This window comes from Arthrobacter sp. 001422645 (assembly GCF_059816125.1).
Map to the genome: position 1 here is coordinate 21,285 of NZ_JCBANT010000003.1, position 17,118 is coordinate 38,402.

Sequence of the window (17,118 nt, forward strand, 5' to 3'; positions counted from 1 at the left end):
TGAAGCTGTGACACGTCTGCTCGCCACGCTGGGGTCTAAAAAGCCGGGGTCCAAAAAGCCGCGTCCCAACAGCCCCGGCCCCATCAAACAGCGCAAGAAGCTCATCGCCGGCACCGCTATCGCCTCCGCGGCCGCGGTGCTGGTGACCGCTGCCATCATTTATCCGGGGTTTAAGACTGCTGAGGTGGAGTTGAATGATGGCGGGGTGTGGGTGGTGTCGAAGTCGAAGAATGCGGTGGGGCGGTTGAATTATCCGTCGCGGGTGTTGGATGGGGCGGTGACGCCGGCGTCGACGACGTTTGATGTGTTGCAGGATGCCGGGAATGTGTTTGTGGATGATTCGGCGGGGTCGACGTTGAATCAGGTGTCGGCGGCGCAGATGCGGTTGGGCGGGGATAAGAAGTTGCCGGGTTCGGCGGTGGTGAGTTTCGGGTCGGAGGTCATTTCGGTGACGGATGCGGCGCGGGGTTCGGTGTGGGCGTTGTCGCCGTCGACGGTGAACGGGTTTGATGAGGAGAATTCCGAGCCGGTGTTGAAGGGTTCGCAGGGGACGGTGTCCGCGGTGGGGGCGGATGACCGGATTTATAGTGCGGATCCGGTGTCGGGGCAGGTGACGGTGACGTCGGTGGATGCCGGGGGTGCTGTGACGGATGCTGAGGTGAGCGCGTGGGAGGGGTTGAAGGGCGCGGGGGATCTGCAGCTGGCGGTGGTGGGGGACCGGCCGGTGGTGTTGGATGCGGGCCGGGGGAAGCTGTTTTTGCCGGGCGGGCGTGAGCTGGCCCTGGCGGAGGCGCGGGATGCGAAGTTGCAGCTCTCGGGTCCGGCCGCGGACTCCGTGGCGGTGGCGACGCCGAAGGCGTTGTTGCTTCAGCCGTTGGATGGGTCGGCGGCGAAGACGGTCACTTTTGGCGGGCAGGGGGTGCCGGCGGCGCCGGTGCAGCTGGGCGGGTGTGTGCATGCGGCGTGGTCCGGGGCGAACAAGTATGTCCGGGACTGCACGGATGATGCCAGTGACAAGTCCGTGGCTGTGCCGAAGGCGAGTGCCTCACCCAGTTATGTGTTCCGGGTGAACCGGGATTTGGTGGTCCTGAACGATGTGAATTCCGGCAATGTGTGGCTGGTGAACCAGAACATGCAGCTGGTCAACAACTGGGACGACGTGGTCCCGCCCAAGAACCAGTCCAATGACCAGGACCAGGAATCGGCGGACAACAACACCATCAATATCCTGCCGGACCGCACCAAACCCAACCGGCCCCCGGAAACCAAGCCTGACGCCGTCGGCGTCCGCCCGGGCCGCACCACCATCCTCTCCGTGCTCGACAACGACTCGGACCCCGACGGCGACGTCCTCACGGCCACCGCCGGCGGCAACGGCCCCACCTCCGGCAGCCTCGAGAACATCTACGGCGGCACGGCCTTCCAGATCACCGTCCCCGCGGACGCGAAACCCGGCAGCGAAACCTTCGGCTACAACGCCGCCGACGGCCGCGGACTCTCCGCCGCCGGAAGCATCACCCTCAACGTCGTCGGCCCCGACGAGAACAAACCGCCCCTGTTCAAGCGCGGCGACCCCACCACCCTGCTCCTGGAACAGGGCAAGACCGTCAGCCAGAACATCCTCACCGACTGGACCGACCCCGACGGCGACGACCTTGTGCTGATGGACGCCAAGGCCGACAACGACCAGGACCAAGTCAAAGTCCGCCGCGACGGCCTGCTCACCTACCAGGACGCCGGCGCCGCCCCGGGCAAGAAATCCGTCACCGTCACCGTCTGGGACGGCCGCGCCACCACCACCGGCAAAGTGGTGGTGAATGTCCAGCCGCCGGGCGCCCTGCAACCGGTGGTCAACGCGGACCATGTGACTGCCGTCGTCGGCCAGGACCTGGTGATCGCGCCGCTGAAGAACGATGTTGACCCCAACGGCGGCGCGCTGCGCCTCGCCCAGGTGGAGGCCGCCGGCACCGCCCAGCTGGGGCCCGTGACCGACGGCGGGACCTTCACGTTCCGCAGCAACACCCCGGGCCCGGTCTACCTGACCTATATCGCCAGCAACGGACCACAAAGCAGCCAGGGACTGATCCGGGTGGACGTCGAATCCGGCAAGGACGCCGGCAACCCTGTGGCCGTGCACGATGTCGCCCTCATGCCCGTCGGCGGCAGCGTGCTCCTCGACCCGCTGGCCAACGACTCCGACCCGTCGGGCGGCGTGCTGGTGCTGCAGTCCGTCCAGCTCCCGGAAAACGCGACCGCGTCGGTCAGCGTGATCGACCACAGCGTCCTGCGGATCACCGACGTCGTCGGCACCAAGGACCCGTTCACGTTCCGCTACACCATGTCCAACGGGACCAAATCGGCTACCGGCAGTGTCTCCGTGGTGCCCGTCCCGGCTCCCGCCGTCGTCGAGGCCCCGCAACCCAAGCCGGACGAAGTCAACGTGCGGGTCAACGACGTCGTCACCATCCCGGTGCTGGCCAACGACACCCACCCGCAGGGCGAAAAGCTCACCGTGGACCCTGCGCTTCCGCAGCCGGTTCCCGCAGCGGACGGGAAGAGCTTCGTCTCCGAAAACACCCTCCGCTTCATCGCCGGCGCCGAGCCCAAGACGGTCCGTGCCATCTACAACGCCGTGGACCCGCAAGGTCAGAAGAGCGCCGCGGCCGTCACCATCCACATCCTGCCGCTGGAAGGCGCGCAGAACTCCCGCCCGCAGCCGAAGAACCTCACCGCCCGTGTCGTGGCGTCCGGCACGGTGCGGATTCCGGTGGAGCTCGACGGGATCGATCCCGACGGCGACTCCGTCCAGCTGACCGGGATCGACAGCACCCCGGCGATGGGCACCGCCACCGTGGGCAGCAACTTCATCGACTTCACGGCGGCCGGGGACGGCGCCGGCACGGACACCTTCCGCTACAAAGTGGTGGACCGGCAGGGGGCCGTCAACACCGGCACCGTCACGGTCGGCATCGCCCCTCGCGGGGACACCAACCAGAAACCCACCCCGGTGGACGACGAGGTCAAGGTCCGGCCGGGCCGCCAGATCGCCGTCGACGCCACCGGCAACGACACCGACCCCGACGGCGATCCGATCCGGATCCTCAGTGACGGCATCGAAGCCGCGCCGGAACTGCAGGCCACCGTCAGCAAACAAAGCTCCCGCCTGATCCTGCTGGCCCCCGGCGCGGAAGGCACTGTCAACGTGCGCTACTCCGTGGCGGACGACCGTGGCGCCACAGCGCAGGCCGCCGTCGCCGTCCAGGTCAAGAAGGACGTCCCGCTCCAGGCCCCGGTCGCCCGGGATGACCGCGTGACCTCCGCCCAGACCCTGGGCAAGACCGCCGTCGACGTCCCCGTCCTCAAAAACGATGAGGACCCTGACGGCGTCGGCGAAAACCTCAAGATCGCCACCGAGGCCACCACCGCCCGGCCGGGTACCTCGGGCAACATGATCGTGGAACTGACCGAACAGCCGCAGCTCATCCCCTACACCGTGGAAGACCTGGACGGGCAGAAATCCACCGCCATCATCTGGGTCCCCGGCGTAGGCCAGCAGGTCCCCACCCTCGCCAAGGACGAGGTGATCGAGGTTGTCGCCGGGCAGTCCGTGACCGTCGACCTGAAGGAATGGGTCAAGGTCCGCGACGGCCGCTCGCCGCGCCTGACCCAGACGGACCGGATCACCCTGATCGGTGCCGACGGTTCGGATCCGGTGGCCGGCAACGGCACCGCCCTGAAGTACAGCGCCGGCCAGGACTATGTGGGTCCCGGTTCGCTCAGCTTCGAGGTCACCGACGGCTCCGGCCCGGACGATCCCGCCGGCCTGAAAGCGACCCTCAGCATCCGCACCAAGGTCCTCCCGGACCCCAACCGGAACAACCCGCCGGTGCTGCTGGGCAGCCAGCTGGACGTGCCCAAAGCGGACTCCGCCACCGCCGACCTGGCCCGGCTGACCACCGACCCGGACGACGGCGACGCGGACCGGATGACGTACGAACTGGTGGGCGGCGTGCCCGCAGGCTTCAACGCGAGCATTGACGGGACCACCCTGAAAGCCTCCGCCAAGGACGGCACGGACGCCGGCACCAGCGGCGCGGTCCAGGTCAAGGCCAGGGACCCCCGCGGGCTCGAAGCCACCGCGACCTACCAGCTGACCGTCACGGCCTCCAACCGGCCCAAACCGGTGGCCAACGACGACGTCGAACCCAACGCTGCGGCCGGCAAACCCGTCACCGTGCCCGTGCTGGCGAACGACGCCAATCCGTTCCCGGAGACGGCCCTCAAAATCGTGTCGGCCGTGACCGAGACCGGCCAGGGCTCCGCCGTCGCCACCGGCGACTCCGTGACCGTGACCCCGGCCGGGGGCTTCTCGGGCACCATGATCGTGTCCTACACCGTGGCCGACAAGACCGGCGACGCGTCCCGCTACGCGACGGCCAGGATCCGGCTGACGGTGAAGGACAAACCGCTGGCGCCCACCACACCGCAGGCCGCGAGCGTTGGGGACAGCACCGCCCTGTTGAACTGGACCGCCCCGGCGGACCGCGGCTCACCGATCACCAAGTACACGGTGTACGGCGAGGGCGGCTACCGGCAGGACTGCCCGGCCAACTCCTGCACCCTGACCGGGCTGACTAACAACGCCAAGTACCACTTCCAGGTCACCGCCACGAACACCCTGGGCGAATCCGAGCGGTCCCCGGCATCGGCCGAGGTGCGCCCGGACGTCAAGCCGGACACCCCGGCCGCGCCCGCAGTGAAGTTCGGCGACACCCAGCTCACCGTGACGTGGGCGGCACCGGCGTCCAAGGGCTCGCCGGTCAAGAGCTACGACTTGGAGATTTCGCCGGCACCGGCAGGGCAGAACGCCCAAATCCAGAACCTCACCTCGGTGAGTTACGTCTGGAAGGGCCTCCAGAACGGGGTGGCCTACAAGGTGCGGGTCCTGGCCCGCAACGATGCCAAGGAGCCCTCCGAATGGAGCGCCTACTCTGCCGCGGAAACCCCTGCCGGGGTGCCCGCCACCCCGGCAGCACCGAGCGCGACGGCGGCTGGTGCCGTGGGCAACCAAAGCCAGCTCAAGGTCGACTGGGCCGCGCCGGACAACAACGGCGACGCCATCTCGACCTACACGCTGACCACGCTGCGCGGCGGGGCGGCCGTGGCGACGCAGCGGGTCTCGGGCACCACGCAGAACGTCACCGTGGACAACTCGGAGGCGGGTTACACCTTCACCGTCGCCGCCACGAACAAGGCCGGAACGTCCCGCACCAGCGCCCAGTCCGCCGCCGTGCGCGCCGTGGGCAAACCGGCAATGGTGGGCCAGCCGTCGGCCGCCCTGAAGGACACCGGCGGCGACGGCGGCAAGATCGACGTGAGGTTCCCGGTCCTGACCGCAGCACAACGCAACGGCTCCAGCGCCGGTGAAATCACGTACAAGTACAGGCTCACCTCCGGCAGCGGCAGCGGCACCATCCCGGCCGGCGGCGGCGTGGTAGCGGCCCCCAACGGGACGGCCACCGCCGTCGTGGTCTGGGCGGTCTCGTCACGGAGCTCCAGCCCCGGCGATGCCAGCCCTGCCTCGAATTCGGTGAACCCCTACGGACTTGCCTTCGCGCCGGCCGTGACGGGCAGCAAGAGCAGCGGCGTCGGGGACAAGACCGTGTCCTGGACCTGGAACCAGCCCAACGGCAACGGGCGCCCGGTGTCGGGGTACCAGTACAGCCTCGACGGGGGCGCCTGGCAGACCACCCAGCAGCGGTCCTTCTCCAAGAGCGTGGGCTTCAGCGAAACCCACGAACTCCGGGTCCGGGCCGTCAGCGCCGGGCAGCCCGGCCGCGTCGGCAGCGACACCTCGCGCAGCGGATCGGAGCCGCCGCCGCCGGTCCCGACGTCGCAGATCCAGGCACACAACAACACCTGCCCCGGCAAGCCCGGCGAACCGGACACGTACAACCCGAGCGGCCCATCGTGCGGCGTCGGCTGGGTCAGCAGGTCCGAAGGCCGGCTCAACGTTAACTGCACCAAGGACATCTACGGCAACGGCACCCCGTGGTTCCGGGTCACCGAAGGCAGCCACCCCGGCTGGTTCGTCAAATCGACCACTGTGGATCTCTACGGACCCAGGCCCGGCGGATGCTGATGCCTGCAACTAGACTCAACGCCGGACCAAGCGGGAACTCCCTGCCGGCGGACCCTGCAACGCTCCACCCAGAACAGAAGAGGACCAACCCATGACCATGACCACCGAACAGGCCGAATGGTTTGCCGGAACATTCGAGAAGCTCGTCGACAACGTGGGCCAGGCCGTCCTGGGCAAGTCCCACGTCATCCGCCTGACCTTCACCGCGATGCTGGCCGAGGGACATGTCCTCTTCGAGGACGCCCCGGGGACCGGCAAGACCTCGCTGGCGCGTGCCCTGGCGGCCACCGTCCAGGGCTCCAACAACCGCATCCAGTTCACCCCGGACCTGCTGCCCTCCGACGTCACCGGCGTGACCATCTACGACCAGAAGACGCAGAAGTTCGAGTTCCACAAGGGACCCATCTTCAACAACATCGTCCTGGCCGACGAAATCAACCGTGCCTCGCCCAAGACCCAGTCGGCGCTGCTAGAGGTCATGGAGGAATCCCGCGTCACGGTGGACGGCACCACCTATGAGGCCGGCCGGCCGTTTATGGTGATGGCCACCCAGAACCCGATTGAGCAGGCGGGCACCTACCGGCTGCCCGAGGCCCAGCTGGACCGCTTCCTGATCAAGACCTCCATCGGTTACCCGGACCACGCCTCCACCGTGCAGCTGCTGGGCGGCGCCAACCTCAAGGACCGTTCCAAGGACATCACCGCCGTCATCACCACCCAGGCGGTGGCCGACATGGCCGACCTCGCCGCCACCACCCACGTGGACACCGCCGTGCTGGAATACATCTCCCGGCTCTGCGAGGAAACCCGCAGCGCCCCGGAAACCCGCCTGGGCGTGTCCGTCCGCGGCGCCCTCGCCATGGTCCGCGCGTCGAAAGTCTGGGCCGCCAGCCAGGGCCGCAACTTCGTGCTGCCGGACGACGTCAAAGACCTTGCCGCCGTCGTCTGGACCCACCGGCTGGTGATGGACCCGGAAGCAGAGTTCTCCGGCGCCACGGCAGAGGCCGTGCTGGCGCGCGTCCTGGCCGAGGTCGCCGCGCCGCAGCAGCGCGCCGCCGTCGGCTAGCTGCCCGGCACCACCGCCCCGCAGTACAGCCCGCCCTGCGCCCCTCCGCAGGGCCCCGGCACCCCGTCACCCAGCACGAACAAAGGCACCCATATGTCCTCCAGCACTCCGCTGACCCGGCTTGCTGAACGCCTGCAACGGCCCTTCCACCGGGACGGCAGGCCCACGCGGCTGCATCCTGCCTCCCTCTGGGCCGACGCCGGCAGCACCGCCAGCCTGGCCCTGAGGCCGGCGTGGCGCGCCGTGCGCGGGCTCTGGCTGCGGTACGCGTGGCCCGTCCTCTCGGTCGTCAGCGTCCTGGGCTGGTCCGTGCTGGCGGCCTCGATCCTGCTGTGGACCGTCGGCCAGGCCTTCGGCTGGCAGGAAGCCAAAGCGGCCGCGATCGCCGCGTTTGTCCTGTTCGTACTCGCCGTCGGGTTCATCCTGGGCCGTTCCTCCTACGGCGTCGTCCTTGACCTCGCCCGGACCCGGGTGGCGGTGGGGGACAGCGCCGTCGGCAGCATCGCGGTCTCCAACACCTCCGCCCGCCCGCTGCTGCCCGCGGACCTGGAGCTCCCGGTCGGCGCCGCCACTGCCGTGTTCCACCTGCCCCGGATGAAACCCGGGCAGGTCCACGAGGACCTGTTCACCATCCCCACCGCCCGCCGCGCCGTGATCGTGGTGGGCCCGGTCCGGTCGGTCCGCGCAGATCCGCTGCACCTGCTGCGGCGCCAGGTGCTCTGGACCGAACCCGAGGACCTGTTCGTGCACCCGAAAACCGTGGCGCTGGCAGGCTCGGCCGCCGGGTTCATCCGCGACCTTGAGGGCATGCCCACCACCGACCTCTCCAGCGCCGACGTGTCCTTCCATGCGCTGCGCGACTACGTGCCGGGCGATGACCGCAGGCACATCCACTGGAAAACCACGGCGCGCACCAACAAGCTCATGGTCCGCCAGTTCGAGGAAACCCGCCGGGCCCACCTCGCCATCTCGCTGTCCATCAACACGGACGAATACGCCTCCGACGAGGAATTCGAGCTGGCCGTCTCCGCCGCCGCCTCGATCGGACGGCAGGCCATCCGTGAACAACGCGACCTCGACGTGCTGACCCAGAAGGGCCCGCTGCGCTGCGAAACCGGCCGCAACATGCTCGATGACATGACCCGGATCGTCGGCGCACCCCAGCGCAAGAGCGCGGTCGACCTCGCCCGGACCCTGGCGGACACCGTCCCCAACGCCTCCGTCGTGTTCCTGATCGTGGGCAGCAACATCACCCCCACCCAGCTGCGCTCCGCGTCGGCCTCGGTGCCGATGGGAGTCCGCAGCCTCGCCGTCCGGCTCCAGCTCGGCGCCGCGCCGGCCCGGGCCAACATCGGGGACCTGACCGTCCTGACCCTCGGCGACCTCTCTGACCTGGCCATCGTGCTGAGGAAGGCGGCAGCATGAGCACCGCAGCACCGCTCCGCCCCCGGAACAACACGGCAGCGCAGCGCTCCGGCTTCGCCGACGGCCAGCCGCTCTGGCATCTGGCGCTCGACGCCGGCGCCCTCACCGTGCTGCTGGGCCTCGGCGTCCTCGGCTTCAGCCTCAGCTTCGGCGGCGACCCCTACTACCTGATCGCAGGCTTCGGCGGCATCCTTCTCGGCCTCGGCCTTGCCGCCGCCGCTGTGCATTTCCGCCTGGGGCTCCTGATCACCACCGCGTTGACGCTTGGCGCCTACCTCGTCTTCGGCACCGCCCTGGCCGTCCCGGAGGCCTCGATCGCCGGCGTGCTGCCCACCCTCGATTCGCTGCGTACCCTGCTGCTTGGCGTGGTGTTCGCCTGGAAGGACATGCTCACCGTCGGGGTGCCGGTGGGCACGGCCGGCGGCACCTTGATTGTGCCGTTCCTCAGCTCGTTCCTCACCGCGCTGGCCGCCGGGCTGCTGATCTGGCGGGTCAAGAGCCCGTACTGGCCCCTGCTGCCGGTCCTGGTGCTGTTCGTCACCGGCATCGCCTTCAGCACCAATGCCGGCTTCCTCACGGTGGAACGCGGCATTTCACTCACCGTGATTGCCATCGCCTGGGCCACCTTCCGCCGCGACGCGCTCCGCCGCAGCGACACCCGCAAAATCTCCGTCAACAGGCTGGAGAAGGACGAGGCCACCGCCCGCGCGGCCAAGCTGCGCCGGCTGGGAACCGCCGCGGCGGTGATCGCGGCCGCCGTCGGGATCACCGCGATCGCGTCCCCGCTGGTCACCGCGGGCGACGACCGCCGGGTGCTGCGCAACACGATCGTTCCGCCGTTCGACCCCAAGGACTACATCACCCCGCTGGCGAGCTTCCGGACCTTCGTCAAAGACAAAAAGGACGACACTCTCTTCACCGTGAAGGGCCTGCCCAAGGACGCCCGCGTGCGCCTCGCCGCGCTGGACTCCTTCAACGGCACCAACTACAACATGGACCCCAACGGCTCCGGCAGTTTCAGCAAGGTGGGCGACGCCAAGTCCATCAACACCCTCGCGGACTCCACCGGGATCGTGCCGAGCACCAACTACACCCTGGACATCACGATCGAGGACTACCAGGGCTACTTCCTGCCCGGCGGCAGCAAGACCACCGGAATCAGCTTCGCCCGGGACGGCTCGGGTGCCGCCGCGGGACTGTACTTCAACGCCGGAACGGACACTGCCGTGACCACCAGGGGCCTCGCCAAGGGCGACGCCTACCAGGTGCAGGTGGCCGATCCCGCCACCCTGGAACACGGGCAGCTGACCCAGTACGACTTCGCCAAACTGGCCCTGCCGGATCCCGCCGAGGTGCCGCCGGTGGTCGGTTCCCAGGCCAACGACCTGGCCGCCGACGCGCCCACGGCGATCGACCGGGTGCGCCAGGTCGAGGCGCACTTCCAAAAGAAGGGCGCCTTCAGCAACGGCCTGATCGCCGACGGGCAACTGCCCAGCGTCTCCGGCCACAGCGCCAACCGTGTCCGGAGCCTGCTCACCGCCAAGCAGATGCTCGGTGACGACGAACAGTACGCCGTCGCGATGTCCCTCATGCTGCGCCACCTCGGCATCCCCTCCCGCGTGGTGATGGGGTTCTACCCGGATCCGAAGAGCCCGGAGAACGGCGCCGGCGACCTGAAGATCACCGGCAAGGACGTCCACGCCTGGGTGGAAGTCGCCTTCGACCGGGTGGGCTGGGTGCCCTTCGACCCCACTCCGCCCAAGGACAACGTGCCCATCCCGCCGGACCCGGAGAACAAGTCCAAACCCAAACCGCAGGTGCTGCAGCCGCCGCCCCCGCCGCAGGAGCCGGCGGACCTGCCGCCCGACTCCTCACCGGATGCGCTGGATGCCGACGAGAAGAAAAACAACCCCTGGCTGTTCTGGGGTCCCCTTCTCACTGCGATCGGCATCGCGCTCATCCCGGTCGGAATCCTGGCGCTGCCGCTGCTGCTGATCGCGCTGCTCAAGTCCCGGCGCCGGAAGGCCCGTTTCAGCGACGGCCCGCCGGCGCAGCGCGTCGGCGGCGGCTGGAACGAAGTGGTCAGCCTCGCGACCGACCTCGGCGCGGGGGTCGACAGCCGTGCCACCCGGCGCGAGTCCGCCGCGGTGCTCGCCGGTGCCTTCCCGGCCGCCGGGGGGAGCACCACACTGCTCGCCACGCGGGCCGACGCCGCGATCTTCGGCGCCGGCCAGCCGAGCGAGGACCAGGTGCGGGAGTACTGGGACATCGTGGACGGCTCGCTGAAGGAGCTGACCGGGACGCTCGGGTTCTGGGGACGGCAGCGCGCCAGGTTTTCGCCGCGCTCCCTGCTGGCCGACGGCAGGGCCGCACTGAAACGCCGGTCCACACCGAAACTGACGGGCCCCAGGCCGGTCCCGCCTGGCGGCAAGCGCGCTGCACGCGCAGCGTCGGAACCGCCCGCGGGTACAGTGGAAGCCGGTCCTGCCGCCGCAGCCCGCCGTGAAGGTGCCGCCGACGCCGCAACCGAGTCCCGCCAGTCCGCCAGGAAGAACCGCAACGAGCCATGACCGACGACGCCGAGCGCTGCCCTCGCTGCCAGCAGCCACTCCGTCAGGGGGCGGCTTTCTGCACCTCGTGCGGCACGCCGCTGAGCAACCGTTCCGCGCGGAACGCCCGCAACGCCCCGGAGGTTCCTGCCGCCCGCCTGATCCCCGGTAGTATCCCCGTAACGCAGGGCCCAGCCGCGGGCCGCGGACAAGGGGGAGGTCCTTCCATGCCGAACAAGCTCGAAGTGGTGCCCGCACCTGCCGGAAAGCGGCTGGGAGCGGCCGTGCTGGACTGGCTGCCGCCCGTCACCGTCCTGACAATCCTGCTGGCGATCGGTTTCGCCGGGATCACCAGGAGCCAAAGCGGCGGCTTCATCGTGTATGACACCTCGTCCGTGGTGCTGTTCGGCGGCATCGGTGCCGGCCTCACCCTGGTCTACCTCGTGGTTCTGGCCACCCTTGAAGGCCGGTCCGGTGTAACCCCCGGCAACAGCCTCATGGGCGTCCGCTGCACGGATGCTGACGGCTACGCCCCGGGCGGGGGCGCGGTGTTCCTGCGTGGCCTCGTCACCGGCGCCGGGGTGCTCCTGGCCGTGATCGCCGCCGCCGTCGTGGTGATGTTCCAATGGTTCGGCGTGGCCCTGCTGGTTTTGGGACCCCTCCTGTTCGTGGGGGCCGCCTGGGCCGTCCTCGTGGTGCTCTCCAGCGTGTGGGACCGCAACGGACAGCTCCGCGGCTGGCACGACAAGGCCGCCAAGACCCTCGTCTTCGACGTGAAGTCCGGACGCAACCCGATCACCACCGGCGGCATCGCGGGACCATACAGCTTTGCCCCGCTGGACCTCCCGCCGGTCCAGCAGGTCGCTTCGCCGCTGGCCGGTGCCGCTCCGCAGGCAGTTGTCGCAGCACCGCAGGCTGTTGCCGTAGCGCCTCAGGCGCAGGTCCGGCCCGTTCCGGAAGCGGCGTCGTTTGCGCCGCCGGTCGCGTCCGCACCTTCGTCGTCGTGGTCCCAGGACCTCCCGCATCCCGACGACGACCTGGACCGCACCCAGGTCCGCGGAGACACGCACGCCCCGGTTACCGTGGCGATGCTCCGGATCCGGCTGGACGACGGCCGCGACATCGAACTGGACCGCACCGTGCTGGTCGGCCGGAACCCCTCCGGGCACCCCGGTGAGGACTCCGTGCAGCTGATCCCGGTTGCCGATCCGGGCCGTTCCATTTCCAAGACCCACCTCCATCTCCTCGCCGGAAACGGGGGAGTCTGGGTGACTGACCGAAACTCCACCAACGGCAGCGCCGTGACCACGCCGGACGGTATCCGTACCGCCCTCGCGGCGGGGGAGCCCACCCACGTCCGCCCAGGTTCCACCGTCCACTTCGGTGACCGCTCCTTCTACCTAGGACAGGCATGAATACCCAGCCGGCCGCCGTTCCACCCTCAGACAGTTCCGATGCCGCCCCCGTGCCGGCTACGGGCACTCCCTCAAGCAATTCCTCGAGCAGTGCCTCCAGCAGTTCCTCGAGCCTGCGGCTCAATTGCGGCTACGGCACGGACCGCGGCCTGCGCCGCGAAATGAACGAGGATTCCTTCATTGCCTCCGATCCCGTCTACGCCGTCGCGGACGGCATGGGCGGGCATGAAGCCGGCGAGATCGCCAGCGGCATCTGCGTACGCACACTCGCCCGGATCCCGCAGCTGGCCAGCGGCGAGCGGGACGCCACCGCCGGCGTCCTGCAGGAGTACCTGCTGATGGCCGACGAGGGCATCCGCGAGGCCACCGGCTCCCGCGCCGGGACCACGCTCTCCGGCGTCGTGGTGGTGGAACAGATGGGCGCCCCCTACTGGCTGGTCCTCAACATCGGCGACTCCCGGACCTACCGGCTGAGCCAGGGCAAGCTGAGCCAGGTCAGCGTCGACCACTCCGAAGTCCAGGAGCTGGTGGATGCCGGGCAGATCACCCAGAGCCAGGCCGCCGTGCACCCGCGCCGGCACGTCGTCACGCGTGCTCTCGGCTCCGGCGACGAAATCGAGGCCGACTACTGGCTGTTGCCCATCGAGGAGGGGGACCGGATCCTGGTCTGCTCGGACGGACTCAACGGCGAACTCGATGACCAGCACATTTCCAACATCCTGCGCTCCCAGGCGGACCCGCAGGCGGCCGTGGACGAACTCATCCAGGCGGCCCTTCGCAGCGGCGGCCGCGACAACGTCACCTGCATCGTGCTGGACGCCACCAACGTGGCCAGCGACTACGACGGCGCCGCCCAGACCGCACCGCGCAGCGCCGCTGACGCGGAGGACGAGGACACCCTGCCCCGCACCGATGCCCTGGACCTCACCCCCGACGGGGAACCGGCCTCCGGGGACCTGCCGGCTGCCGGGGAGCAGGGCGCTGACGAACACGCAGCCGACGAACACGGCAAGGGCCCGAATGATGGCAAGCAGTAACTCCGCCGCCGCAGCGCGTTACACGCCCGGCAGCTGGCTCGGTGTGGTGCGCTCCGAAACCGTGGTGCTGCTGCGCCCGGACAGCGCGCCCGCCCTGGTTGAATCGCTGTGGCACCTCCTCGACGCCGGTCCCGAAGTGCACGAGGTGCTCGACGCCGTAACGTCCGCCTCGGGCGGTTCGCTCGCCCTGCTGCCGTGGTTCGCGATCATCGACTGCCGGAGCTCCGTGCAGGTGTTCCTGCGCGGAGACATCGACCTGACCGTGGACCTGCCGTCCGGGCCGGTGGAACTGAGCGGGCGGGATGTCACCACCTGGACGGAACGGCGGTTTGCCACAGCGGACGGATTCAAGGTGACGGTTCCCGGCGCCGCCGCCGGAGCATCGGGCGTCGGACCTGACCTGCCGCTGACGGACGGCGTGGTCCTGCTCCAGGGACTAGGGATGAAATTCACCGGTGCTGCCGGAGCGGCGGACACCCCGGCCGTCCCTGCCGTGGCCACCGCTGCAGCCGTTGCGGCCGATCCCACTGCCGCCGGTCCCGCTCCCGACGCCGAAACAGCGGTGGAGGACGAAGTCCTGGCAGCGGCCGAAGCCGACATCGCGGCAGAGTTGAGCGACCATGATGCCTCCGCGGAGACCGTGCTGGAGTTCCCCGGCGAGGACTCCGAACGCGACGGAACCCTGCACGCGGAACCGGAACCGGAACCGGAACCTGGACCGGAACCTGGACTGGACAAACAACCAGAATCCGCACACGAACCCGCCGAACAGGAGCTGACGAGCAGCTACGACCACCTGTGGGATCGAACGGTGATGCGCAACATCGAAGACGCCGCCGTCCGCGAGGACCCCGACGCCGATGCCGAACCCGCCGTCGAGTCCGCCGTCGAATCCGCCAGGGACGAGTCCGCCAGGGACGAGTCCGCCAGCGCCGAGCTGGCGCCCGAGCCGATAGCCGGGCCCCCTGCAGCCGTCGTGCCAGCGGAAGACGGAGCGGAAGCCGCTCCCGGTCCTGCGCCGGAACCGCCTGCCGCGCCGCGCCCGGCGGTACCCACCGGACTGATCGATTCCGTGCCCTGGCACACCGGCGGTGACCGGCCGACGTCGTCCCTGCCCGCCGCACCGCAACCCCCGGCATTTACGCCTGCGCCGGCCGTGCCGACGCCACAGCAGGCACCGGTCCAGCAGCCGCCCGCCGCGGCGCCAGCAGCCGATGCGGACCACGACGGCCAGACGATCATGAAGGGCGAGCTCGCCGATGCCGGTCCGCGGGCTGCCGGCGAGCAGCGCCCGTCCACAGGACGGGACACGGGACCGTCCACCGGGCCCATGGTGCTGGCCCGGGTCTGCCCGGAGGGCCACGCGAACCCTTCCACCTATGCCCAGTGCGGCCGCTGCGGACTGCCGTTGCCCGGGGACGGTGTCCAGGTCCGGCGCCCCCGGCTGGGACGGATGCGTCTGTCCACCGGCGAGCTGATCGACCTCAACCAGTCACTCATCGTGGGCCGCCAGCCCTCGGTGTCGCGCGTCCAGGGCGCCGTGATGCCCAAACTGATCCAGGTGGCGAGCCCCAGCGGAGACATCTCCCGCTCGCACGTGGAGGTCCGGCTCGAAGGCTGGCACGTGATGCTGTGCGACCTTAAGGCGACCAACGGCACCGTGCTGGTCCGCGAGGGCCAGCCCCCGCGCCGGCTGGCCCAGGGCGAGATGGCCATCCTGCTCGACGGCGACATCGCCGAGGTGGGCGACGGCGTCTCGCTGCGCTTTGAGGAGATCCCGTGAGCTCAAAACGGCCTGTAGCCCCGCCGCCGGTCATCCCGGGCTTCACTTACATCAGCCTGCTCGGCTCCGGCGGGTTCTCCGACGTCTACCTCTACGAACAGGACCGGCCGCGGCGCAAGGTGGCCGTTAAGGTGCTGCTCTCGGATCTAAAGACCGAGGGCGCGCGCCGCCGGTTCGAATCCGAAGCGAACCTGATGGCGCAGCTGTCCTCGCACCCGTACATCGTGACCATCTTCGAAGCCGAGATCACCGACACGGGGCATTCCTACCTGGCCATGGAGTACTGCTCCCGGCCCAGCCTGGACGTCCGGTACCGGCGGCAGCGCTTCAGCGTGGACGAGGTCCTGGCCGTCGGCATCCAGGTGGCATCCGCCGTCGAGACCGCCCACCGGGCCGGGATCGCGCACCGCGACATCAAGCCCGCCAACATCCTGGTCACGGACTACAACCGGCCGGCACTGACCGACTTCGGCATCTCCGGCACCCTCGCGGGTGACGCGGACGAGGACGCCGGCATGTCCATCCCGTGGTCCCCGCCGGAGCAGTTCACCGGCCACCAGGTGGACGGCGTCCTGGTGGACGTCTGGGCGCTGGGCGCCACCCTCTACACCCTGCTGGCCGGGCGGTCCCCGTTTGTACTGCCGGGCGCCGACAACTCCCAGCGGGAGCTGATCTCGCGCATCACGAACCTGCCGGTGCCGAAACTGGGCCGCGCCGATGTGCCGGAATCCCTCGAACTGGCGCTCTCGACGGCGATGGCCAAGTCGGACTCCTCCCGCTACTCTTCGGCGCACGCCTTCGCCCTGGCCCTGCAGCGGATCCAGGCCGAACTGAACCTGTCCGTGACGCCGTTCGAGGTCCTGGAAGAACCGCGCGCCGAGGAAAACCACCCCGACGACGGCTTCGAGGAAACCCGGGTCCGCAGCGTCGCCGCGATCGACCCGGACTCCACCGGCAGCACACCCACCTTCCCGGCCAGGTTCCCGAATCCCGACGCCCGCCCCACGGCGGACAACGCCACGACGTTTAAGAATGCGGCCTTCAACAACGCGGCCTCCAACAACGCAGCCTTCACCAACGAAACAGTCCCGCGGCCTCCGGCGCTGCCCGGGTTCGACACCCCCGGGCCCCGGAACACAACCACAGCCCCGGACGACGACGTCGCGGCCACGGTCAACCGTTCCACCGCCGCTGCGGCAGTGGACAGCGGCGAAGGCGGCAGCGGCCACGACGGCGCGGGGGAGCATCCGGCCGGGCACGGCCGCAGGAATCTGCTGCTCTCGATCGTCGGCGGCACCGTCCTGGTGGCCGCCGTCGTGCTGGGGATCGTGGCGGGTACCACCCGGCCGGAGCCGGCGCCCAAAGCCACGGACCAGGTCAGCAAACCGCCCGCGGACGCCCTGGACAACGGGACCGTGCCGGACGTCACCGGGCTCGCCGGAACGGCCGGGCCGGCCGGGAAAGTCCGTTTCACCTGGACCAACCCGCAGCCGAAACCCGGCGACACCTACAAATGGCGGGTCCACACGCTCAAGGGCGACGGACAGTACCAGGCCACCGCAGGGCCGGCCGCCGACATGGCGGCGAACCCGGCCGAACCCAGCTGCATCCAGGTCATGATCGTCCGCAGCGACGGGGCGTCCTCGCCGCTGGGCCCGGATTCCATCGCCTGCGTCCCGAAGTAGCAGCACCAACGACTTT

At 69.5% G+C, this 17,118-nt stretch carries 8 protein-coding genes; all 8 read left to right on the forward strand.

The window, feature by feature from the left end:
• The first annotated feature begins 7 nt into the window (after positions 1-7).
• The 8 genes from AC6EUH_RS05180 to AC6EUH_RS05215 all read left to right on the forward strand — a co-directional run bounded on the left by AC6EUH_RS05180 (position 8) and on the right by AC6EUH_RS05215 (position 17,102).
• A complete protein-coding gene (locus tag AC6EUH_RS05180; protein WP_499737987.1) occupies positions 8-6,142 on the forward strand; it encodes an Ig-like domain-containing protein in 6,135 nt (2,044 codons plus the stop codon).
• A gap of 91 nt (positions 6,143-6,233) precedes the next feature.
• Positions 6,234-7,208, forward strand: a complete 975-nt coding sequence (locus tag AC6EUH_RS05185) for an AAA family ATPase (RefSeq protein ID WP_056432790.1) — start codon at positions 6,234-6,236, stop codon at positions 7,206-7,208.
• Between the two features lie 93 nt (positions 7,209-7,301).
• Positions 7,302-8,633, forward strand: coding sequence for a DUF58 domain-containing protein (locus AC6EUH_RS05190; RefSeq protein WP_499737988.1), 1,332 nt, complete (start codon positions 7,302-7,304; stop codon positions 8,631-8,633).
• Entirely contained in the window at positions 8,630-11,203 is a 2,574-nt protein-coding gene (locus tag AC6EUH_RS05195) for a transglutaminase TgpA family protein (protein ID WP_499737989.1), read from the forward strand. The genes AC6EUH_RS05190 and AC6EUH_RS05195 overlap by 4 nt, the downstream gene beginning before the upstream one ends.
• Entirely contained in the window at positions 11,200-12,597 is a 1,398-nt protein-coding gene (locus AC6EUH_RS05200; RefSeq protein WP_499737990.1) for an RDD family protein, read from the forward strand. Before AC6EUH_RS05195 ends, AC6EUH_RS05200 begins: the two co-directional genes overlap by 4 nt.
• Positions 12,594-13,634, forward strand: a complete 1,041-nt coding sequence (locus AC6EUH_RS05205) for a PP2C family protein-serine/threonine phosphatase (protein WP_499737991.1) — start codon at positions 12,594-12,596, stop codon at positions 13,632-13,634. Before AC6EUH_RS05200 ends, AC6EUH_RS05205 begins: the two co-directional genes overlap by 4 nt.
• On the forward strand, positions 13,618-15,417 hold the full coding sequence (locus AC6EUH_RS05210; protein ID WP_499737992.1) for an FHA domain-containing protein: 1,800 nt from the start codon (positions 13,618-13,620) through the stop codon (positions 15,415-15,417). The genes AC6EUH_RS05205 and AC6EUH_RS05210 overlap by 17 nt, the downstream gene beginning before the upstream one ends.
• Complete coding sequence (locus tag AC6EUH_RS05215) at positions 15,414-17,102, forward strand: serine/threonine-protein kinase (protein WP_499737993.1); 1,689 nt, start codon at positions 15,414-15,416, stop codon at positions 17,100-17,102. The genes AC6EUH_RS05210 and AC6EUH_RS05215 overlap by 4 nt, the downstream gene beginning before the upstream one ends.
• The last annotated feature ends 16 nt before the right edge of the window (positions 17,103-17,118 follow it).

Excerpts from the sequence above, each read along its gene's own strand:
- AC6EUH_RS05185 (WP_056432790.1), top strand. The coding sequence starts at position 6,234 with ATGACCATGACCACCGAACAGGCCGAATGGTTTGCCGGAACATTCGAG.
- AC6EUH_RS05190 (WP_499737988.1), top strand. The coding sequence starts at position 7,302 with ATGTCCTCCAGCACTCCGCTGACCCGGCTTGCTGAACGCCTGCAACGG.
- AC6EUH_RS05195 (WP_499737989.1), top strand. The coding sequence starts at position 8,630 with ATGAGCACCGCAGCACCGCTCCGCCCCCGGAACAACACGGCAGCGCAG.
- AC6EUH_RS05200 (WP_499737990.1), top strand. The coding sequence starts at position 11,200 with ATGACCGACGACGCCGAGCGCTGCCCTCGCTGCCAGCAGCCACTCCGT.
- AC6EUH_RS05205 (WP_499737991.1), top strand. The coding sequence starts at position 12,594 with ATGAATACCCAGCCGGCCGCCGTTCCACCCTCAGACAGTTCCGATGCC.
- AC6EUH_RS05210 (WP_499737992.1), top strand. The coding sequence starts at position 13,618 with ATGATGGCAAGCAGTAACTCCGCCGCCGCAGCGCGTTACACGCCCGGC.